This is a genomic window from [Pantoea] beijingensis (genome assembly GCF_022647505.1).
In the GTDB taxonomy this organism is placed as follows: Bacteria; Pseudomonadota; Gammaproteobacteria; order Enterobacterales; family Enterobacteriaceae; genus Erwinia; species Erwinia beijingensis.
This window is the reverse complement of record NZ_CP071409.1, coordinates 3,383,522-3,406,697: the sequence shown is the minus strand read 5'-3', so window position 1 is coordinate 3,406,697 and position 23,176 is coordinate 3,383,522. Positions and strand designations below refer to the sequence as shown.

At 51.3% G+C, this 23,176-nt stretch carries 15 protein-coding genes; 13 read left to right on the top strand and 2 right to left on the bottom strand.

What is annotated here, in order from left to right:
• Positions 1–366 precede the first annotated feature (366 nt).
• A complete protein-coding gene (locus J1C60_RS15385; RefSeq protein WP_128179052.1) occupies positions 367–7,353 on the top strand; it encodes an autotransporter outer membrane beta-barrel domain-containing protein in 6,987 nt (2,328 codons plus the stop codon).
• A 265-nt stretch (positions 7,354–7,618) separates the two neighbouring features.
• Entirely contained in the window at positions 7,619–7,900 is a 282-nt protein-coding gene (locus tag J1C60_RS18740) for a hypothetical protein (protein ID WP_375139769.1), read from the top strand.
• On the opposite strand, the gene J1C60_RS15375 is transcribed toward J1C60_RS18740, so the two are convergent.
• Entirely contained in the window at positions 7,787–8,626 is an 840-nt protein-coding gene (locus J1C60_RS15375; RefSeq protein WP_128179051.1) for an oxidoreductase, read from the bottom strand. The genes J1C60_RS18740 and J1C60_RS15375 overlap by 114 nt on opposite strands.
• A gap of 323 nt (positions 8,627–8,949) precedes the next feature.
• Between J1C60_RS15375 and J1C60_RS15370 the strand changes: the two genes are divergently transcribed.
• The 7 genes from J1C60_RS15370 (at position 8,950) to J1C60_RS15340 (ending at position 16,581) form a co-directional block, all read left to right on the top strand.
• The gene (locus J1C60_RS15370) at positions 8,950–10,140 is read left to right on the top strand and encodes an amidohydrolase family protein (RefSeq protein ID WP_128179050.1); all 1,191 of its coding nucleotides are present in this window, start codon (positions 8,950–8,952) and stop codon (positions 10,138–10,140) included.
• Positions 10,141–10,366: 226 nt separating this feature from the next.
• Positions 10,367–11,143, top strand: a complete 777-nt coding sequence (locus J1C60_RS15365) for a GntR family transcriptional regulator (RefSeq protein WP_128179049.1) — start codon at positions 10,367–10,369, stop codon at positions 11,141–11,143.
• Positions 11,144–11,434: 291 nt separating this feature from the next.
• Positions 11,435–12,550, top strand: a complete 1,116-nt coding sequence (locus tag J1C60_RS15360; protein ID WP_128179048.1) for a sugar ABC transporter substrate-binding protein — start codon at positions 11,435–11,437, stop codon at positions 12,548–12,550.
• The gene (locus tag J1C60_RS15355) at positions 12,547–14,103 is read left to right on the top strand and encodes a sugar ABC transporter ATP-binding protein (protein WP_164877305.1); all 1,557 of its coding nucleotides are present in this window, start codon (positions 12,547–12,549) and stop codon (positions 14,101–14,103) included. Before J1C60_RS15360 ends, J1C60_RS15355 begins: the two co-directional genes overlap by 4 nt.
• Positions 14,104–14,121: 18 nt before the next feature.
• A complete protein-coding gene (locus J1C60_RS15350; protein ID WP_128179046.1) occupies positions 14,122–15,132 on the top strand; it encodes an ABC transporter permease in 1,011 nt (336 codons plus the stop codon).
• A gap of 34 nt (positions 15,133–15,166) precedes the next feature.
• Positions 15,167–16,084: an allantoinase PuuE gene (locus J1C60_RS15345; protein WP_128179045.1), complete on the top strand. Its 918-nt coding sequence runs from the start codon at positions 15,167–15,169 to the stop codon at positions 16,082–16,084.
• The gene (locus tag J1C60_RS15340; RefSeq protein WP_128179044.1) at positions 16,084–16,581 is read left to right on the top strand and encodes an ureidoglycolate lyase; all 498 of its coding nucleotides are present in this window, start codon (positions 16,084–16,086) and stop codon (positions 16,579–16,581) included. The genes J1C60_RS15345 and J1C60_RS15340 overlap by 1 nt, the downstream gene beginning before the upstream one ends.
• Before the next feature lie 93 nt (positions 16,582–16,674).
• On the opposite strand, the gene J1C60_RS15335 is transcribed toward J1C60_RS15340, so the two are convergent.
• Positions 16,675–17,688 (bottom strand): LacI family DNA-binding transcriptional regulator, encoded by a 1,014-nt coding sequence (locus tag J1C60_RS15335; RefSeq protein ID WP_128179043.1) that lies wholly within the window; start codon positions 17,686–17,688, stop codon positions 16,675–16,677.
• A gap of 1,192 nt (positions 17,689–18,880) precedes the next feature.
• Here J1C60_RS15335 and J1C60_RS15330 point away from each other — a divergent pair.
• From J1C60_RS15330 to J1C60_RS15315, 4 genes are all read left to right on the top strand, one after another.
• A complete protein-coding gene (locus J1C60_RS15330) occupies positions 18,881–20,017 on the top strand; it encodes a porin (RefSeq protein ID WP_128179042.1) in 1,137 nt (378 codons plus the stop codon).
• Between the two features lie 390 nt (positions 20,018–20,407).
• Complete coding sequence (locus J1C60_RS15325) at positions 20,408–21,304, top strand: ABC transporter substrate-binding protein (protein ID WP_128179041.1); 897 nt, start codon at positions 20,408–20,410, stop codon at positions 21,302–21,304.
• Positions 21,301–22,227: an amino acid ABC transporter permease gene (locus J1C60_RS15320; RefSeq protein ID WP_128179040.1), complete on the top strand. Its 927-nt coding sequence runs from the start codon at positions 21,301–21,303 to the stop codon at positions 22,225–22,227. The genes J1C60_RS15325 and J1C60_RS15320 overlap by 4 nt, the downstream gene beginning before the upstream one ends.
• Entirely contained in the window at positions 22,220–22,981 is a 762-nt protein-coding gene (locus tag J1C60_RS15315) for an amino acid ABC transporter ATP-binding protein (RefSeq protein WP_128179039.1), read from the top strand. Before J1C60_RS15320 ends, J1C60_RS15315 begins: the two co-directional genes overlap by 8 nt.
• Positions 22,982–23,176: the final 195 nt, after the last annotated feature.

Below are 23,176 nucleotides of genomic sequence, written 5' to 3'. Positions count from 1 at the left end.
ACCACCATTATGCGTTATAATATTTTCTTATTAAGAGGTTATTGTTATATATATCAATAGGTTGTTAAAACTTTGTCGTGGTTTGTCGCACGGTGTGATTAATTTTTTTTTTGTAAGTGACAGGCTCACTCTCCCTGTTTTTGATAGCTGAAAACTATCTCTTTGCTCATCTCCGTTGCACTATAGATACGGTGATTTGCCTTATGGTAGCATCCTCAACTTCATGAAATATATGCGCTATTAAAATAATTGCTTTATTTGATTTTTAAATTTCTCGTCAATATTTTTAGACTGGCGAATGTGATTTTAAAATAATGGAGTACTGCATCATCAGGGTACCAAAACTATTAATATAGTGAGGAAAGGATGAATAAGGTTTTTAAAGTTATCTGGAATGCTCAGATGAATGTTTTTGTCGTGGTATCTGAATTAGCAAAAGGATATTGCAGAAGTGCTGTGAGTCTGAATAATTCTGATTCATACGGCTTTATTAACCGCTTCATGCTGTCTGCCGTTGCGTTAATCGTATCGGGCGCATGTGCAACATCCTCAATGTCCGCCGAATTGCAGGTTCACGATTTTTCACCGCAGGATCCCTTTGAAGAAACCATTTCTGGCTCCACCCAACTCACGGGAAGTTTTGCCGGGATCGCGCCAGGTCAAAAAGGATTTCACTGGACGACGCTCGGGCAGGCCAGAAAGGAGGGTTTTATTACCGGGGAGTCAGCCAATTGGATCGATCACCAAATATTGCGGATGGGGGCTCAGGCAAAAGCCATTAATTTTATTGACCCGATAACCGGCAATACAACCTCTATGAATGTTTTTGACAATAAAGACATTCGAACCGATTCAACGGAAAACTTCCGCATCGTTCTTACCGATCCTGTGGGTAAAGATGGGCAATATGTTGATCGCAATTTTTATCAAATCGGCAATGACGCTTCCCTTGATGTTGATGTAGGGCAGAAAACGGACGACTGGTTTACTCGCGCTGATAACCAGTTCAATGCCATTCTGAAAAGTTCGCTGGGGTATAAAAATCTCTCTTCGGTCTATCACGTAACCGATAACGGCAACGTAAATTATCTTGCGAAAACGGTCGTACACTTGGGGAATACCTACAGCAACGCTCGTGATACCTCTTCTCCCGTGGCTTCAATGACGGCAGCTGATTTTAAAGGGGAATTTGATAGCGTCATCGGGAAACAGAACGTCGCGAATATCGCAGAGTTTAAGGCTTATAACGATGCGCTAATCAAAGCGATTCAGAGCGGCCAAATTGCACTAACTGAAAAGCAGTATGCTGACGAACTCGATAAAGCCAGAGACACATCGCTGCATGCTATCTACGCCAATACCGTTATTCCCGCGGATGATGCGGTCAGGGCCACGGTTAGCAAGGATGCCGTTTCATATATTCACGCTGAAAATAACGCGAAGGTTGCTGTTGATAATAATGCGAATATTCAACTGGTTAATTCAGATGCAACCGTTGTTAACCTGGAAAACAGTGCCACGTTAACTAACAACGGCACGTTAGGAACGGCGAACAATACCCTGCGTGGGGCGTATGTCATCGCTGCCAAACAAGATGCAGTCGTCAACAATAATGGCGTGATTGATGCCGGAACCAACCCGGAGATGGCGGGATATTTTAACAATGGCGCTATTGGCGTTACCCAGGGGCAGCACACCGCTATTTCCGCCAGCGGAAAATCCGTCATTAATAACAATCGTACGGGCGTTATCAATGTCGCCGCGACAGGTGATTATTTCGGCAACACGGCCGTATTAATGAACGATAGTGCCACATTAAATAACGATGGCGCGATTAACATCGCTGCCACTCCGGAACTCGCTAAAACAGAGGGTGATGGCAGCAACATCGGGGTGGAAGTTCAGAAAAATAGTACCTTCAATAACCAGGGGGTGCTCTATATTGGCCGCATGGCGCAGCGGACCCCGACGGATGCCGTGAACAGCATTGCGATAAAGAAACGGTCTATTGGGGTTCATCTGTACGGTAACGGTACTTATAACGGTTCGGAAGCTTCGCAGGTCATTATCGGTAGCCAGGTGCAGAATGCCGCTGCCTTTGATGTTGGCGGCCCTGCAACCCTTAATCAAAAAGGGAGTATCGCCATCTTTGGCGCGGCTGGCGGTGAAGCTGCCGTGGCCAACTACGGTATTATTGCCCGCAGCGGCACGCAGGCGGAGAAAGTCGTCAATAGCGGTACCATTGGTTTGAGTGGTCTGAACGGCATTGGGATATATGTTATGAGCAATGCTCAGGCGACCCATGCGGGGATCATTAACGTTAATGGCGGGCTGGATCCTGTTACCCACTATGCCAACTACGGTATTAAGGCCGAGGGGGAAAAAGCGCTGGCGCTGTTATCCGGGAAGATAAACTTATACGGCGACGGTGCAATCGGTGTTTATGCGCTGAATAAGGGTGAAATTGATGTGGCCGGAAACGGCGCCGTCAGCTTTAAACGGGGCGTTAATCAGACGGGGTATTACATCTTTGGTGCGGGTTCCTCCATTAAAAATACCGCATCCAGCGTTCAGGACGCCTCCATGAAGGGGGCCACGCTTTACCGTGTGGACGGTGGAGCTCACTTCTCTGGAGCCTCAGGCAGTACATCTCAGCTTAATGCTTCCGGTATCGGCGCGACTATTATCCGCACCACCGGTAGCGACAGCCGTTTTGATTCCGGCAAACAGGCGCTGAACGTAACAGGTCAGGGAGCAACCGGCGTTCGCATTGAAGGAGGTGCGACGGGCGAGATAAGCGCGGACACCACGATTGCCGTGTCAGGGCGCGGTGCCACCGCTGGGATTGTTGATGGTAATTATTACAAACTTGATGGCTCAACCGACGAAACGAAAAAAGGTGATTCGGTCTTAACCAGCCATGCTGCGTTGAAAACGGCCAATATCTCAGATAGTGCGTTTGGCTACCTGGTTAAAAATGGCGGTAAACTTATCCATGAAGGCTTCATCGACTTTGCGACGAAGTTCAGCACCGGGATTCAGGTGGCTGGCGGAACGGTCGATAACCGCTCTGATGTGACGGTTAACGGCGTGGCGATCGATATTAAGGGGGCCAATTCCCGGGTCATTAACAGTGGTGTTGTCACCGCGACAGACGGCACGGCAGCCTATCGGGTCGGCGCTAAGGCTACGCTGGCTTTAGAGGGTAAAGGTGAAACCCGTGCGGCGGGCACCGCACACGGCATCTTACTGGATCAGTACGCGAAAGGCCTGACGGTAGAGGGTGCAACCATCAATATGGACAGCGCCAGCAGCGGTAGTGCGATAGAAAACAGAGCCGCCGTGAGTGGTATTCAGCTTAAAGATACCACCATTAATGTGGGAAATGGCCTGGGCATTCACACCGGTGCGTCTTTGGCTCAGACCAACTCCGGCGTTATCAATGTTAACGGCAGCGGGACTGGCTTATTGTTCGAAGTGATCCCTATACATGCCATCGTTAACGCGATGCCGCTTGCCAGCGCCTGGCACGGTATTAATAGCGACCAGATGCTGGATATGTCGGACTCCAGAAATCTGGTGATAAATGTCAATTCGGCGGAAGGCTACGGTATCGTTGTTCATTCAACCGCCGATCTGAAAACGGGTGCCAGCGTGAATGTGCTCAGTGACCAGGGGCAGTCTGCGCTGGTGGTTGAGGGAACGACAAAGAACGTTGAGCAGTTGGGTAATCTCATCTCCGTTTCTGATAACGCTGCCGTGGTGAATGTCGACAACGGCTCGCTTGAAACCTTTACTAACCGCGCGGATATCCTGGCACGGGATGCCGGCCATACCGCGCTGGAAATGAATCGGGGCAAGGGGATCACCTTTACCAACGCCAGCGGTGCGAATATTCGCGGCCAGGTGAATTTATTAAGCGGTGATAATACCGTGATACTGGCGTCCGGCAGTACGGCGACCGATATCACCAGCGGTACCGGCACCGATCGCTTTATTCTGAAAGATATTCAGGAAGCGGAAAGCGGCAAGCTGTTCACCTCATTAAACGGCGGCAGCGGGGAGGATACGCTACGGCTGGAAAATTCAGCCTATACCGTCAATCGGGCTGATGCCATTACTGGCATGGAGCATATTGAGCTGGCTAACAACTCGCGCCTCACCCTGGATAATGTTGATTTGGCATTGGGGGATAACGGCGATGACGGGGCCGGCACCGGATATAACATTGATGGCACCAGCCAGCTTAACCTGCAAAATAAGGCGGATATCACCTTTAAAAGCCATCTGGCCGGTACCGGGATTCTCTCTGCGGATGCTGCGGATAACCGCTTCGATTTTGACCGCAACAATGCGACCGATGGCTTTGCCGGTACGCTGGCATTAACTCACAGCCAGTTTGAACTGAGCGGACTTAACACCCAGGCGCTGGCTAACGCCACGCTTCTCGCCGGGGATGGCAGCGTTACCCACGTTGGTTTTGGGGAACAGAATATCGGCGGGCTGGCATTTAATGGTGGGACCGTACGGTTTGATGGCGTAACGCCGGGTAATCCCTCCGCGAGCGGTACCCTTCACACCGGGACGACGGATTTATCGGGACGGGGAACGGTGCAGGTTGATACCGGAACGGTCAGCAACGATCGTCCCCAGGCCGATACGCATCGCTCTATTCTGGAACAGGATGATGCCCGGGCATTCATCAAACTGGCCGCGTCAGACACCGCCGTTCAGGGCGGAGCCGGCGATCTGGTGCTGAAGGATAAAGACGGGAATGTGATTACCGATGCGGTTACCGCAGATATTTCCCAGAATGGCAAGGTGGTGGCGAAAGGAACCTATGACTATCGTCTGACCAGCGGAGAGAACAACGATGGGCTTTATGTTAACTACGGTCTGACCCAGGTCGATTTGCAGGGCAAAGGGGCGGATGCGCTTATCCTTGATGCTAACGGCAAAAGCGATAACGCAGCGGACCTGAGTGCCAGGGTGACCGGCAGTGGGGATTTGGCCTTTGACAGCCGGAAAGGTCAGACCGTGACGCTATCCAATAGGGATAATGACTACAGTGGCCTCACCGATGTGCGCAGCGGTAACCTGGCGATGCTAAACGATCGTGCCCTCGGCAATACCCGCGAGCTGAAACTGGCCGCTGCAACCGGGTTTGATATGCGCGGCCATGCGCAGACCATCGGTAAACTCTCGGCGGAAAGCGGTTCACTGACGGATTTAAACGGCGGTCACCTGACCCTGACGAACGGCGGGGAGTCCGCAGGCAGACTGGCCGGTGACGGGGAACTGACCGTTGCAGGTGGAACGTTGAATGTCGCCGGTGCTAATTCGGCGCTGAGAGCCAGTACCACAATTGCCCAAGGCGCAACCGCCGTACTGGATAATACCCAGGGGCTGGGTAGCGGACAGATTATCGCGGCGGGCGTGCTGAATCTGAGTAAAGCCGCGGGGGCGTTATACAACAGTATTAGCGATGCCGGGCGGGTGATGCTGGCCTCCAGCGACGTTACCCTCGCCGGAAATAATCGTGATTTTACCGGTACATTTGAGATTGATACTGCGTCAACGCTGACCGCCTCTTCCGCACAGCAGTTGGGGACGGCAGCGATTAAGGACGCCGGTCAATTCGTTCTTAATACGAATGACAGCTGGTCGCTGAAAAACAGCGTTAGCGGCTTGGGCAGCGTGGTGAAAAAGGGTAACGGTAGCGTGACGCTAAACGGCAGCGCGCAGTGGACCGGGCAGACCGATATCAACGGCGGTGGGTTGATGCTGGGGGAAGCGGATAAGGCTGTTACACTGGCCAGCAGCCAGGTCAATATCCACACCGGTGGGCGCTTATCCGGTTTTGGCGGGGTAGCAGGCAATATTGATAACCAGGGCACGCTGGCCGTTGGTGATGACCAGGGTACTTCCGGTACGGCGATTTTTACCGCCGGAGGTAACCTGACTAACAGCGGAAATATCCGGACCGGAAATGGCGTAGGCCCGGCAGGCAATCAGTTGATTGTTAACGGCAACTATATCGGTGATGGGGGGCATCTCTCTCTGAATACCGCCCTGAACGGCGACGACTCCACCACCGATAAACTGATTGTTAAAGGGGACACCTCTGGCTCAACCGGCGTCAGCGTCACTAATGCTGGCGGATCAGGTGCGCAGACGATTAATGGTATCGAAGTGATTCATGTAGACGGTCAGTCAGACGGTGAGTTTACGCAGGATGGCAGGATTGTCGCCGGTGCTTATGATTATTCACTGGTCCGTGGGCAGGATGACAACGACAGCAACTGGTATTTAACCAGCCATAAAGCGAATCCAAATCCGGGGCCCGATCCTAAGCCCAAGCCTCAACCTGATGTGCGTCCGGAACCGGGCAGTTATACGGCTAACCTGGCCGCAGCAAACACCATGTTTATCAACCGGCTGCACGATCGTCTTGGTGAAACGCAGTATATTGATGCGTTAACAGGCGAGAAGAAAGTGACCAGTATGTGGATGCGTCAGGTCGGTGGGCATAACGCATGGCGAGACAGTTCCGGGCAGTTGAAAACCCAGAGCAATCGCTATGTGATGCAAATCGGGGGAGACATTGCGCGCTGGAGCGGTGATGGACTTGACCGATGGCATCTTGGTGCGATGGCGGGCTATGGACATAACAGCAGTAACACGCGTTCCTCGTCTACGGGATACGGTTCAGAGGGCTCGGTAAATGGTTACAGCACCGGTCTGTACGCAACCTGGTATGCCAACGATGAAACCCATCAGGGCGCTTATCTTGACAGTTGGGCGCAGTATAGCTGGTTTAACAACAGCGTTAAGGGCCAGGCGATTCAGAGTGAATCCTATAAGTCTAAAGGTATCACCGGTTCACTTGAATTCGGCTATACCCACAAGCTGGGCGAGTTTACTGGCAGCAAAGGTTCAGGGAGTGAATGGTTCATTCAGCCACAGGCCCAGGCGATCTGGATGGGCGTAAAAGCGAATGATCATCATGAAGCCAACGGATCGCGTATTCAGGGCGAAGGTGACGGTAACCTGCAAACCCGGCTCGGTGTGAGAACGTTCCTTAAAGGCCATAGCGCCATTGATAATGGAAAGGGCCGCACGTTTCAGCCGTTTGTTGACGTTAACTGGATCCACAATACCCGTGACTTCGGTACCAAAATGGATGGCGTCAGCATTCGTCAGAAAGGTGCACGCAACCTGGGCGAAATTAAAACCGGTGTGGAAGGGCAAATTAATCCCGGGCTTAACGTCTGGGGAAATATCGGCGTACAGGCGGGCGATAAAGGCTATAACGATACCTCGGCTATGATAGGGCTTAAATATAACTTTTAATAAAACAGCGGGATGAAATCCTGATACCTGCTGTTGAATCGCCGGCTTCTCTGTCCTTGCACAGGGTTAAAAAAGGGTTCATGTTCTGCATGAACCCTTTTTCATCGCTCCTGATAGCAGACTCATACTCTTCTGTTCCCCTCTTCTGAATATCCACTATCCAGATAGCCCCTTTTTCACGACAAAGGGTTAACATTGCTCGCGCAAAGCCAGGTGAAAAAATTCGTTTATAGAATCTGACGTTGAGAAGCTTCGGATCACTTCCGTGCTCAGGGGAACGAATGCGGTTGCGCGGCGTGATACCACCACGCCCGTAGCCGCCAGTCAAACGCTACAAAAATTGATCCTGACAGTGGTACTGAAGCCTGCATCACGTCAGCAGTTAATACAGTGGATGCGTGACGATAACGTAGCGGATGCGTTGCTGCGTTCCTTACTCGCCAGCCGGGAAATCGGTACTGGTGGTGACATCAACCCAGCCGATCATTTCAGCCAGACGGTTACTGAGATGAGCCCCTACTTGTTTATAGCCCATGGTGCCGAGTAACAAGCGGCGGGGTGGGTTTTCGTGGTTGCTCAGATTGACCAGAACGGTGCCCGCGCGTACCGGATCGCCGGGTTGTTTACCATTACGCTGTGCCAGTGCATCCCGAATTGCACCTGCGCTGGAGATATAATCACCTATTCTTTTTTCTGCACGTAGCATCGATCGTCCTGCCCAGTCGGTGCGGAATGGACCAGGCTCAATTGCTGTAACCTTAATGCCTAACGCTTGAACCTCCTGAGCCAGCGATTCGGACAGCGCTTCAACGGCATGTTTACTGGCGTTATAAACCCCCAGGCCTGGAAAGGCCATCACGCCGCCGGTAGAGGAAATATTGAAAATGTATCCCTTACGGCGTTCGCGCATGCCCGGCAAGACCGCTTGAGTGACGGCTAACAGACCGAAAAAGTTAACATCAAACTGATGACGTGCCTGCGCCAGGCTGGTCTCTTCAACCGCGCCTTCCAGTCCGTAACCTGCATTGTTGACCAGCACGTCAATTGGTCCGACTTCCTGTTCAATACGGGCTACGGTTGCCTTGACCGCCGCCTCATCGGTGACGTCCAGTAGCATGCCATAAGCGCGTCCTGGGACGAGGTGGGTGAATGCCTGACGTTGTTCTTCATTACGCAATGTGCCGACCACCCTATTGCCCGACGCTAATGCGGCTTTTGCAATGGCTTGACCAAGGCCGCTGCTTACACCGGTAATAAACCAAATTTTACTCATCTTAATTCCCCTATATTCAACAGATGCGACATGAGGTAGAGCAACGTAAAACCTTTGTCGCGACAGTTCGCTGCTTTCGAAATAATGGCGCGATGAGCACCTTCATTCGTGAAAGCAAGTATGCCATTATCAATTTGTTGAATTAATGGCCTGTTTTTTTCATGAAGTATTGAGGAAAATTCATTAATGGATCCGGTTAGCGATGGCACGATCGGTATATTTATGACTTTTGTCCGCCTAACGTTTTCGCCGGGCGGCGGATGACGCTAGCTGTCATTCTTCCTGTGCGCAGTCACCCTCCTCCCCGATATAAAGGTTTTATCATGGCCGAAATTATCCTGAAAAATGTGACCCCTTTTGATCAATCCACTTCGGTGGATCTGCTGCTGCGCGACGGCGTGATTGCCGCGCGTGGTGAGAATTTGTCGGTTCCGCCGCAGGCCACCGTGATTGACGGTAGCGGTTACCAGGCTTTTCCCGGCCTGGTGGATGGGCACGCCCACATTGATAAAACGTTGCTTGGGCGCGACTGGTACGTGAACGACGTGCCGCGCAACCTGACGGACATCATCGCGAATGAACGGCGTTACCGCCGTGAGCAGCAACCTGATGTGAAACGGCAGTCCGAGCAGATCTCACGACGTGCGATTGCATCCGGTACTTCATTTATCCGTACTCATGTTGATATCGATAATGAAGTCGGTCTGGGGAATCTGGAAAGTGTACTGGCCGCGCGTGAAGCCCTGACGGGAAAGGTGGATATCGAGATCGTTGCGTTCCCGCAAAGTGGCATCCTGCAAAATCCGGGTACGGAAGCATTACTTAATGAAGCACTGCAAATGGGAGCTGAACTGATTGGTGGGCTGGATCCCTGCTCTTATGAAAAAGATCCTGTTCGTCACTTAACCCTTATTTTTGAACTGGCCACACGGCACGATAAGAAAATTGATATCCATCTGCATGAGCGCGGTGAACTGGGGGCGTTCAGTCTGGGGCTGCTGCTCGATTTTACCCGCCGCTATCAGATGGAAAATCGCGTCACGCTGAGCCATGGTTTCTGTCTGGGTATGGTTGAGCCGGAACAACAGTATCGGCTAATACAGGATATGGCCGAGCTCGGTATTAGCGTTGCCACCACGGCACCTGCGGATATTTCTGTACCGCCATGGGACAAGCTAACGGATGCGGGGGTGGATATTTGTGCCGGTAATGATGGTGTACGGGATACCTGGAGCCCGTATGGCAATGGCGATATGCTACAGCGTGCGGTAACCATGGGGCTGCGTTACCGCTGGCGGAAAGACAGTGAAATCATGAAGGCGGCGCAGACCATTACTTACGGTGGCGCGCGGGTCATGGCGCTGAAAAAATATGGCCTTGCACAGGGGGATTATGCCGATCTGGTGCTGGTTCCCGGGCGTAGCATGGTAGAAGCACTGGTAGAAACGCCGCGGGAGCGTAAGGTTTTCAAACGCGGTGTGCTGGTTGCGGAGAACGGCCAATGCCTGTTCTGATAAGTGAAAAGGGTGAACTTAAGGAAGTGCCACGCGTCGTTTCCAGAGCTGCTGCTGCGCGCTCGGTTCCTAAACTATTCGCGCCATCGGCTTGATGGTGCTGTTGTTTTATACAAAGAATCTATTAACATATTGGCGCAGCGTGCCTGTTCCTGGCAGCCACGTTGTTCCCCAGTAAAACCCGCGTAGTCTGGCGAAAATGACGCGGTAATAAGCAAGGTTATTTATGGGCACCGGGTTTAATAAAGAGCAAATGATGGCAAAGAATGTCAGCGATGTATCGGCAGCGTCAGAGTCAGTCGCTTTGTTGCCCGTGCGAGGCCAACTGCCGGAAGAGCAACTGATATACGATCGCCTGGTGGACGCTATTATTGATAAGACGCTCAGACCGGGAGAGTACCTCAACGAAGTGAAGCTGGCTAAAAGCTACGGGGTGCCTCGCTCGCGGGTGCGTCGGGTGCTTGAACGTCTGCGCGACGAAGCGGTTATCGAATTCCAATTAAATCGTGGCGCTTTTATTCGCCGCCCCACGGTGGACGAGGCCAGAGATGTGTTTGAGGCGCGACGACACCTCGAATCAATTATTGTCAGATTGGCCTGCGCCAGAGCAACGAAGGCGAATATTGCCCAGCTGTATACCCATCTGGAAACCCAGCGGAGAGTGTTCGATAACCGATTACCTGAAATGAATCGGATAGCTGGCGAGTTCCATATGCTGCTGGCCGAGATGGCCGGTAATGAAGTATTAACCAGGATGTTGACCTTACTGATGCGGCGGGTCTGTCTGATTCAGTCGCTGTATGAAAAACAAAACGGCGTACTGTGCCTGGTGCATGAGCATGAGAAACTGATCGCGCTTATTGATGCCAATGATGCCGATGGTGCGGCAGCTGTCGCTCTGGCACACTGTCAGCATATTGAACAAAGCCTCGATCTCAGCGAACGTCGGCGTGCTGAAGTCGATATCTACGGTACCGTTCTCCTTCCCGGAGATCGTCCCTGAGAACGCTGCCCTCTAATGAAGCACGCCTGATGTTTGTCAGGGCAGTGGCCGCTTTTTCGCCAACCTGATTAAAAAGAGTACACCGTGGCCCGCCAGTATCCCTGCTGTATTAACCCCGCTGTTTTTTAAACTAATTATTCAACGTTCGATTTTTTACACCTCATTCAGTCAGTAAATGGCGTAATTATTGCTTAAACAGTATTGCCTGCAATATTGCGTGCAATTTAGAACGGCTGGCAGATAGCGTTTCCGAAGCCAGCGTGTTGGAGCATCTGAGGGTAAGAGGACGTTATGAATCAGAAAGTAGCAAAGATAATAATGACCCTGTTCATCAGCAGTGTGATACCGCTGGTGGTGCAATCGACCGCCAGAGCTGACGATCTCGCCTGGTTTGAGGCACAGCTCAAGCCTTATCAGGAAAAACCAGCCTTTGTCGCACCCGGCCCGGCGTTTGACGCGAAAAGCTGCATGCGCGGTAAATCGATAATGAGTATCCCCCAATCAAGCGCCAATCCTTTTACCGCCACGATTGAAAAAGCCATGCAAGGCGTGGCCGACAAGGTCGGTTTCACCTTCACCACCTGGGAAAATCAGGGGCAGAGTTCTCAATGGGTTCAGGGGATGAATACCGCGCTGAATCAACAGGTGAATATGGTTGACCTGCTCGGTGGCGCCGATCCCCGGGTACTGACGCCGCAAATTAAAGCGGCTCAGGCCGCCGGTATCAAGGTTGTTGCCTCGCATAACAACGGTCTTGAACAGTCGGCAGCGTTAGGTAAATACACCGATAGCAATGTCGCAGTGGATTATTTTAAAGCAGGTGCACTGCTGGTAGATGGTGCGGTCGTGAGTACCAAAGGCAAATTGAATGCACTGGTGCTGATCTCCAGCGGCCCACTCTCTACTGACTCAATGGTCGCGGGTATCAAGGCGGAGCTGAAACACTGCACTGATTGTCAGGCGAAAATGCTGGATTATATTGGCACTGACTGGGCGACCCGGATTACTCCTGGCGTTCAGGCCGCACTGTTAGCCGATCCCACCATTAACTACATTATCGTTATTTACGACAGCATGGTGCAGTTCGTTGTACCTGCCGTCACGATTACCGGTGCGCAAAATCGGGTCAAGATTAATGCATTCAACGGCACACCCTTTGTTCTTGGCATGGTGCAGCGTAATCAGGTTGAAATGGATATCGGTGAAAACCTTGATTGGATTGCGCATTCTATTATGGATTCAGAAATGCGTATCGCCTGCGGATTACCGACGGTCGCGGATGCAAAAATTCCTTTTTACCTGTTCACAAAGGATAACGCCAAAGACGCCGGCACGCCGCCGCAACTCTCTCAGGGTTATGGCGATGCTTATCTGGCTGGTTTTCACCAGCTATGGCAGTTGCCATGAGCGCGCTTAATCTCGCGTGGCAGAGCGCATCTGCCCAGCCACCGGCCTTGCGATTGTCGGGAATAACCAAAACGTTTGGTGGCCAGCGGGCGCTGGATAATGTTTCGCTGGAGATCGCCCGTGGCGAAGTGCATGGTCTGCTGGGGCAAAACGGCTGTGGAAAATCAACGCTGATAAAAATACTGGCGGGTTTCCACGCCCCGGATCCTGGCGGGCAGTTGGCGATCTGTGGCACTGATGTACCGCTTCCTTTGGCTGCCGGGGCCTTCCGTCATCATCGCATCAGTTTTGTTCACCAGCAGTTGGCGTTGATTCCCGCGTTGAGCGTGCTGGAAAACCTGCTGATAGGTCGGCTGGCTAACGAAAAATCTGTGGCGATCAATTGGCGACATGAGCGGCGTGCAGCAGAAACGTGTTTTGAATCTTATGGCATTGCCCTCGATCCTACGGCGATTCTTGCCGACCTTTCTCCTGTGCAGCGTGCTTTGCTGGCCATTGTCCGAGCGGCTGAAGAGATGCGTAGCGGCGGTGGGGCCGGTAATGGCCTATTGGTGCTGGACGAACCGACGCCATTTTTACCCCGTCGGGACGTCTCGACCTTATTTAAGGTGGTGCGCAATGTGGTAGCCGGGGGAGCCAGTGTGGTGTTCGTTTCCCATGATGTGGATGAGGTTCTTGAAATTACCCAGCGGCTGACGGTGTTACGGGATGGTAAGGTCGCGGCCAGAATTGATACCGGGTGCTCTACACGGCAGGACATTATTGAAGCCATCATCGGTCGCCGCCTGATACTCAGCGATCGTCCAGCACTCTCTCCATCCGTAGCCGACGGGCATTTGACGGTGACGAAGTTGCGTGGGGGAATGCTGGATGACTTGACGCTTTCAGCCAGTGCCGGAGAGGTGATCGGATTGACCGGCCTGATCGGTTCCGGTTATGACGAGGTGCCTTATCTGTTGTATGGCGCGCGTCAGGCAACCGGTAGCGTTGTGCTTGGCAACCAACAACTGAACCCGGCCCATCTGACCCCTCGGCGAGCCATTCGGCAAGGTATTGTGCTGATACCAGGCGATCGTTTGAATAACGGTGCGATCGGTTCGCTGTCGGTGGTCGATAACGTCACCATGCCGGTATTGCGCCACTGGTTTCGCCGCCTGAAGTTGGATCGTAACGGTATGCTCCAGCGGGCCGGTGAGTTAGGACGGCATTTTGACGTTAGGCCCTCAAACCCCGCTTTACCGATGTCGGCGCTAAGCGGTGGTAACCAGCAAAAAGTGCTGTTAGCCAAATGGCTACAGCAATCCCCCCGTTTAGTTCTGTTGGATGAACCGACCCAGGGTATTGACGTCGGCGCACGTCAAACCGTATTCCGTCATATCAGCGATGCCGCGAGCGCAGGTGCAACCGTGCTGTGCGCGAGTTCTGATTATGAACAGTTGGCGATGATTTGCGATCGCGTACTGATTTTTTCTCAGGGGAAGGTTATTGCCACGCTAAGCGGCACCGGACTGACCAAAGAGCATATTGCCGAACGCTGCCTGCAGGGTAGCTAATCAACACGAGGTGTACGCATGTCAGATAAAACGCTTAATGCACTATCGTCAGTGAAGCACACTATCCCATCCTCAAAAAAATGGATCCAGCGTGCCGAACAGTTCGGATTAATTATCGTTTGGATCGTCATGATGGCTTTTTTTGGTTATCTGAAACCCGATACTTTTCTCACGTGGGGCAATTTTTCTACCATCCTGGGATCGCAGGCGGTACTGGTGGTGATTACGCTGGGTCTGTTGATTCCGCTAACGGCTAATGATTTCGACTTGTCCATCGCTTATACCATGACGCTGTCTTCAGTACTGATTGCAGTCATGAATGTGAATCATGGTATCGGCATTGGCTGGGCGATTACCGCAGCGTTGCTATTAGGTATCGTTATTGGTGCCATCAACGGTTTGTTAATGACCTTATTTCGCATCCATTCGCTGATTGTCACGCTGGGGGTTGGCACTTTCGTGCACGGTATTACGCTTTGGCTGAGCGATTCAATGACAATCAGCGGCGTGTCAAATGTATTGATCAATGCGGTTATTGTGCAACGTCTGTTCGGTATTCCGCTTGAATTTTATTACGCCATCGGTGTGGCTCTGGTGTTGTGGTACGTCCTGGAATATACCGCGTTTGGTCGCCGTATTTTGTTCGTGGGGAAAGGGCGAGAGGTTGCCCGGCTATCGGGTATCAACACAGATCGAGTCAGGGTGCTCTGCATGATCGCGTCGGGTTTTTTAGGTGCGCTGGCGGGTGTGCTTTATACCGGAACCCAGGGCGCGGCCGACCCGGTCTCGGGGATTTCCTATCAGTTACCGGCCTTTGCCGCCGCGTTCCTCGGCTCTACCTGTATTGTTCCTGGCCGTTTTAATCCGTGGGGGACGACGGTCGCGGTCTACTTTCTGGTCACAGGCATTACCGGGCTGGTGTTCCTGGGATTCAGTTCATTTATTCAGGAGATGTTCTACGGTGGCGCGTTGATTATCGCCGTCACCTTATCGCAGATAGTTCGTGGCCGACAGGAACAACAGTTCTGAGTGTATTTTATGATAATCCTGATGGAGACATTTGATGAGCATATCCCTGGAACGTGATTTTACCGGCTATGGTGAGCATCCTCCTCATGCCGGTTGGCCGGGCGGAGCACGTCTGGCGCTGAACTTTGTACTTAACTATGAAGAGGGCTCGGAAAACAGCATCGGTGATGGTGACGGCTACAGCGATATCGGGCTGGTGGAAATGTCCGCTTCTTCAGTTGTGCGGGGTGAGCGAGACCTGGCCGCAGAGTCGATGTTTGAATATGGCAGCAGGATAGGGTTTTGGCGGCTGATGCGTATTTTTTCCGAGCGTCAGTTGCCCATGACGGTGTTTGCCTGTGCCCTGGCGCTGGAAAGAAACCCCGCAGCGGCCATCGCGATAAAACAGGCAGGACATGATATCTGTTGCCATGGTTGGCGCTGGATAGAACACTATAAATTATCCGAAGAAGAAGAGAGAAAACATATTCAGCTGGCAATCGACAGCCTGCATAAGACCATGGGAGAACGTCCATCGGGTTGGTATTGCCGTTACGGACCCTCCATCAACACGCGTCGCCTGTTGATGGAGGAAGGAGGCTTTGTGTATGACAGTGATAGCTATAACGATGAACTTCCCTACTACGTGACGCTGGCAGGGTGTCCGCATTTGGTGGTTCCTTATACTCTGACGAATAACGATCTGAAGTGGAGCACGGGTAACTTCGCTACCGGCGATGATTTCTTCGTTTATCTGCGGGAAAGTTTTGATGTGTTATATGCCGAGGGGGCGATTTCCCCGAAGATGATGAGCGTTGGGATGCATATGCGGCTGTTAGGGCATCCCGGCAGAGCCTCGGGTCTGATGCGTTTTTTGGATTATGTCCGTAGCAAGCCCGGTGTCTGGATCTGTAAGCGGAATGAGATAGCCTCGCACTGGCTTCAGCATCATCCGTTCAGGGCGTCAGCATAATGGCAAACATCATACTCGAGCCGATCTCAGCCAATGCCTTTGCTCCCTTTGGTCAGTTATTGCCACTGGGGCATGGACAAACGCGTGTCGAATTGATCGATGAACTGCACAACGGTCGAGACAGTGCCAGGCCACGCCTGAGCGTTGTTGAGGTTCCCCCAACGACCTTTCCACTAATGGTTGCGGAAATGGAGCGGCATATCTTTTCATCGCAGGTGTTTATGCCGTGCTATGGGGAGAGCTATATGGTGCTGGTGGCGCAACATGGTGATGATGATCTTCCCGATCTCGCGACACTGCGTGCTTTTCGTGTGCCGACGCATTTCGGCATTCATTATCATCCTGATACCTGGCACTATCCGATAACAGCCTGTGGTCAACCGGCCCGTTTTGTGGTGCTCACTTTTATCAACGGGACACGCACTGATGAGCAATTTGTTCCGCTTAGCGAGGCGATTACCGTAATCGATGAAAGGGGGAACGCCATACGCCAATGAGTATGCTTGAGGTGTGATAAGACGTGTTTACGGAAGCGCGGGCGCGAGCGTGAGTTAGCATGACGTCGCTGGTGGGATGTGCCATCATCAATATCATTCGGGCATAACCGCGCCAGCGCGATACATCAATGACATCGGTATAACATGTTTTTGCGGCTGGCGATCGCCGGCCAGCGCTTGCTGCATGGCATCAAAGGCGTGTTGGGCCCATAAATGTTCATTTTGCCTGACAGACCACAATGTGTTGGGCAAAAAACCAAGCATGGCGTGCTCTTCGAAGGTACCGATATGAATATGCGGCGGAATATGCCCGCACCATCCGCGTAATTCACGTAACGCGCCCTCCAGCATCGCTAACGATGACGCAATAAAGGCATCGGGCGGCTGTGGGTGGCGGTGCAGATACTGGCGCATGATACGCGCTCCATCCTCACAGCGGTTATGGCAATCTGCCAACTGCCCTTCTTGAGTGTCGGTCAGCCCGGCGGCGCGTAAGGCGTTACGATAGCCCAGAATCCGCTCACGGATGACGGGATGTTGGATATCACCCGCCATAAACAGCGCGGGTTTTACTCCCGCCTGCAGCATCGCTTCCGTCAGCATTTCACTCCCCTGCAGATTGTCACTCACGACCAGAGGACGGTCACGACGACCAACATCTCGATCGAGAACGATCATCGGGCGGTTGCGGTGTTTAATGTGGCTTTCCTGCGATTGCCGCGTGGAAGGCACTATAAATAACCCGTCAACATTGTGCTGCGCTAGCGAGTCCAGCAGCTGATTTTCCTGCTGGCTGTCATCATAACTACAGCCGATCATCAACTGGTAACCGTTTTCGCGACAGCGCATCTCCAGCTTTTCCGTCAGTGCGGAGAAAAAGGGAGAAGTCAGATGAGGTAAAATCAGTCCAAGGGTATCGGTTTTATTCAGCTTAAGGCTACGCGCTGTGTGATTCACGGTATAGCCATAGCGATCAACATAAGTCGCGATCCGAGCGCGCGTTTTAGCACTGATACGGTGCTGTTCGGCTTTACCGTTCAACACCAGGCGGACGGTAGTCACTGAGAGACTCAGCGCGGTGGCGATCTGTTCTACCGTCTTTGACATCGGTGATACATCCTGTAGCAGAGGAATTCCACATCATATCAATCATGCCGTGAACGGCACCGCCATCTTCTGCACCTGAAAGACTTTCTTCTGATGGTTAAGGGGCCGCTGTGGGCTGACGGCGGAAAATTCCCGCGAGCCAATATTCAGCAGGAACTGCTACATCACTAACGGTTCATCGGATAGCGCGGCAAATCTGATGATATACCTTTAGCGAAGATGATTTAAACCGAGTGAGGGCAGAATGGCGTGGCCTCATTGGCTGAACGGCAGAACCCGCCGTTTTCAGTTGCAGGGTAAGCTCCTTCAGGTCCCGCATCAATGCCAGAAAAACAGGGGGATATAATGGTTTTTTATTTGCTGTGTCGAGTTAGCTAACGATAAGAATTAAATCGGAGGACAAATACGATGTCATTATTCAAGAGGTGGAGCGGAGTCAATCATGCCGTTTTCAGAAATGGTTCTGTTTAATAGCTGAGCACTGTGAGAGCGTTTATCGCAGATAAATGGAACTTTTTCATATAACGGCTGCCCAAGGGGAGTACAAAAGTATCGCCTTATCTTCGCGAGATTGATGGTTGTATCCTATTGTAAGGTGATAAACGTTTTTTTAGAGATTAATCCATCCATTTGATAAAATTGGATTTTTCTTATTCATTAGTGTATTGCTCTGTTTTTTTTATATTTTTGGCGAGATATACCCACAGTTTTAACCATGAATTGACGGCTAACTTGCAAAATGTTTACTTAATGATGCTATTCATCAGATTAAATTGTTATTAAATGTTTCTAATAATTATGCCTTTAATTATTAAAAAGACTAATAATGACGCATATTGCTGATATGTTGACCGCTATTTTGTATTTCCTTTCATTTTGTTACTTTCATAAATACATTTGTTTATAAAACAACCAAATCCCGATCATCAATAGCATGTGGGTGTTCGTATTTTTTACTTTGTTGCATATTACACTTGTGTTAAACATTTATTCGTGGCGCAACGTCACGTAAATGCAATATGTCTCTGAATCTTCAAATTGCAGATACGTTAGTTCCCCGAGGTTTATTTTTTTATAAACTTCGACGGAATTGCGGTATCTCGAGTTTTCTGCAAGCTGAATTAATAAGGTCATGATGCAAATTCAAGTATGACGGGCATAACAAAAATAAAAGTTGGAGACAGGGTAATTAATGAGCAAATTAAAAACGTCAATATTCATTGGCGGCGCTGTTCTGTCAGCGTTATCTGCCAATGCGCGGGCTGAGATCACCGTTTTAGAGAAAAACCCACAAAGTAATTCGTTGCTGGCGCCATTAAGTTTAAAAGTGGGCGGAAGCATTCGCCCTGAATGGATTTTTAATAACGGTCCAGAGCCGGGCTATTATAAAAATGGCCACGATGGCGGTACGCGTTTCCGTTTTGGCGCTGATTATAAATTAGCTGAACATACCTCGTTTGTTGGTTTTTACGAATGGGGAGTGGATTTAGGGCATGCGTTGGAGTGGGATGGTCACTACAACGAGCGTGGTCTGCGCGATCGTCAACGCCAGTCATATGCCGGTTTTAAAGACGATCGTTATGGTACGCTGACGTACGGTCACCAGCGTGGCGTTTACTTCTCAACCGTTGCGATTAAAAGTGACGTCTGGGATAACGATGGTCTGGTTAACGGCGCAGGCGTAGGCATAGGTGGCGATTTCGACGGCAGTAACCGCCCTAAACGCTCTATTAAATATACCAACGATTTTGGCCCGGTAACGTTATATGCCGATTATCTGCTGCCGGCAGACGAAACCCCGGTTGGCGATTCGTTAGATTATCGTCGTACGCACGGCGGTGGGTTGGGCTTTGATTATAAACTGACCAACGATCTGGTATGGAGTGCAGCATATAGCCGTACTAATGCCAACATCAAAGATAATATAAATAGTCAGAAAGAGTATCACCAGCAACTTTCTGGTACAGCGTTAACCTGGCAACCGAATAACTGGTACATTGTTGGTACCGCCAGTTACTTTAAAGACTTTGTGCCAAGCCGCCGTGAAAATACGGTTGATAAGTTTTTCGCGGGTAGTGGTTACGGTGTAGAGAGTTTTGTCGGTTATACCTTTAATATCGATAAACCATTCCTGAAATCTATTCAGCCTTATGTCGCAGCAGACTCTCTGCAGCTTAAAGGTAATGAAGATTTCCATGCGAACCATGTTTATCTTGGTGCGGGTACTACCATTGGTTATGGTCTGTCGGTATATGTTGAGCGCACGTTGGCCAACAGTTCTGATGACGAACCCGATTCTACCTGGATTACCGTGTTCTACGATTTCTAATCGAGACCGGGTTAAAAAAGGCCGCGATAATAATCGCGGCTTTTTTTTTGCATGACGCCGGGGAGATTGTGGACGATCAATGCCCCACTTTCTTGCTGCGCGATTTTTGTCGCTCCCGCTCAGTAGTCTCTCTCGCCGCGGCTATGCGGTGGCTTCCGGACACACTTATTCGCTCGGCAATGTTCCTACGCTTCTACCCAGTAACGACTTGTGTGATATCCGGCAAAGCTTAGCTTTTTTTCGCATTTGCTCCGGTTCCGCGGGTTCAGTGAGAATGGCCTGAGAGGCTGAGGCGAGCCGTCTTCAGACTACTCACAAGACACAAGAGTTGGTTTCTATGCGTTCCGTTGCGGAACGGGTTGTTATGTTTGATCGGGAGGAAGAGTGCAAATGAAAGTGTCAAAATGGCTATTCTCAGTGCTATTGGTAGGCAGTTTTCCCGGTGCATGGGCCGCTGAGCAAAATGTACCAACCGAAAGTACGTTGCACGTCTCCGCAGATGCCAGCCTGAAGAGTCAGTTGCCGGCGGATATCCTGAAACGTGGCTATATCATTGCGGGAACCAATCCGAATACGCCGCCAACGACATTCTATAAAGAAGATAACCGCACCCTGGCGGGCCGGGAGATTGATATCATGAACGCGGTCGGGGAACGATTGGGTATCCCGGTGCAGTGGCGCGACACCGGCGGCTTTGACAACATTATTCCCGGACTGAAGTCCGGTCGCTACGATGTAGCCCTGTCAAATATTAATGCAACCAAACAGCGCCTGACGCAGGTCGATTTTATCGGCTATTACAATGCGTCTCGCCTCGGCATTATTACCCGCAAGGATGCTAACGTAAAACCGTTCACCTCGCTGCTTGATGTCTGTGGTAAACCCGTGGGCGCCGGTGCTGGCACCACGCAACTGACACGCCTGGATGAGGCAAGTAAGGCATGTGAGGCCGCAGGGAAAGACGCGATTAAAACCGCCGTCTTCCCGGATCGTCCGGCTGGTGTTCAGGCGGTGGTAAGCGGGCGCGTACCGATGTTTTTTGGCCCCTATGAGGGGCTGATCTATCAGGTCAGCCAAGTGCCCGTGCTGGCCCTGAGCGGACAGATCCAGGTCGATGATGCACCGGTATCCGTAGCCCTGGCTAAAGATTCTCCGCTGGAGCCTGCGGTTCAGTCTGCGCTGAACTCGCTGATTAAGGATGGTTCTTATCAGAAAATCCTCGATAAGTGGTCGATTGGCTTTGGCGCGGTAACCGCAGCCAAACGTAATCAGGATATTTTTCAATGAATTCACCCGAAAGCGTGAACGAACGCGATACGTTGCGTATCGTCGGGAAACGCTATTACGGTCGCTGGATTAGCGCTTTTATTGTGTTGCTGCTGCTGCTGGCCGCCGCTAACTCAATGGTACATAACCCCCGCTTTGAATGGCAGGTGATTGCTGACAGCTTCACCACCGAGTCGATTCTGAACGGCGTGCTGATGACGCTGCAACTTACTGCCATCTCCGTCATTCTTGGCTTTGCAGGCGGAACGGTGTTGGCGCTGATGCGACTCTCTTCCAATCCGGTGTTGGTGAGTGTCAGTTGGGCTTATACCTGGTTCTTTCGCGGTGTTCCAATGCTGGTACAGCTATTTCTTTGGTACAACATTGCGGCGCTATATCCGACTGTTTCGATCTCTCTGCCGGGCCTGGGAGAGCTATGGAGTACCTCCGCTAACACGCTAATCAGCCCGTTTAGCGCGGCGGTGATTGCGCTGGTGATGCACCAGGCCGCGTATGCGGCAGAGATTGTACGTGCGGGTATCCAAAGTGTGGGGAACGGCCAACTGGAAGCGGCGAAAGCATTAGGTTACCGGCCGGCAGAAATTTTCCGCTATACCGTACTGCCACAGGCCATGCGCGCCATTCTGCCCCCGGCAGGTAATGAAATGATCGGGCAGTTAAAAACGACCGCTGTGGTCTCGGTTATTTCACTACAGGACGTTCTGTTCTCAGCACAAATTATCTACCAGCGTACCTATCAGGTGATCCCTCTGTTGCTGGTCGCGACGCTGTGGTATCTGCTGATGACATCCGTGCTGTCTGTTGGTCAGTACTATGTAGAGCGTTATTTTGCGCGTGGCATTACGCGTGGTGAGAAACGCAGATGGATCAAGCGTAAACCCGCAGCGCGCGTTCTAAAAGAAGAGAGAGTGGGCCATGGCTGAAGCGATAGCACTGCGTAACATTACTAAGCGTTTTTCCGGTGTCACCATCCTTGATGGGATTAACGTCGATATGCCTGCCGGTTCCGTTACTGTTATTTTGGGCCCTTCCGGGTCGGGGAAATCAACGTTATTGCGCTGCATCAACCATCTGGAAAAGTTGGATGGTGGCACTATCCATATTGGTGATGCGCTGGTTGGCTATCAGCAAAAAGGGCACTTGCTGTATGAGCTGAGTAATAAGCAGGTTGCCGTGCAGCGCAGCCAGATTGGCATGGTCTTTCAACAGTTTAACCTGTTCCCACATCGTACCGTGTTGCAAAACATTATTGATGCACCCGTACGCGTGAAAAAAATTGATCGCCAACAGGCGGTCAGCAAAGGTATGGCGCTGCTGAAACAGGTTGGGCTGGCCGGGCGTGAAAACGACTGGCCGCAGCAGCTCTCAGGCGGTCAGCAGCAGCGCGTGGCGATAGCCCGTGCGCTGGCAATGGATCCAGACGTCATGCTGTTTGACGAGCCGACTTCCGCGCTGGATCCGGAGCTGGTGGGCGAAGTGTTGCAAGTGATCAAAAAGCTTGCTCACTCCGGTATCACAATGGTGATCGTTACTCATGAGATCGGCTTTGCGCGCGAGGTTGCGGATAATATTGTCTTTATGGAAAACGGGCGCATTGTTGCGGCAGGCCCAACATCGGTGGTGCTGAATGAAGCACCCAATCCCCGCGTGCGTCATTTTTTAGCGACGGTACTGTAAGTTATTCTTTATAAGCAAAGAATATTATCCCTGTCATCTGGACACAGACATGAGTAAAGCCCTTGTTTTCGAATTCAGGGGCGATATTGCTGTGAACATTGTGACGACGCCGCCAATTGTTGTCGCATTCCATCCGCAGTTTGCATTATTTCCCGTCTGATACAGCCTTCACTGTCTATGCATTCCACTTTCAGC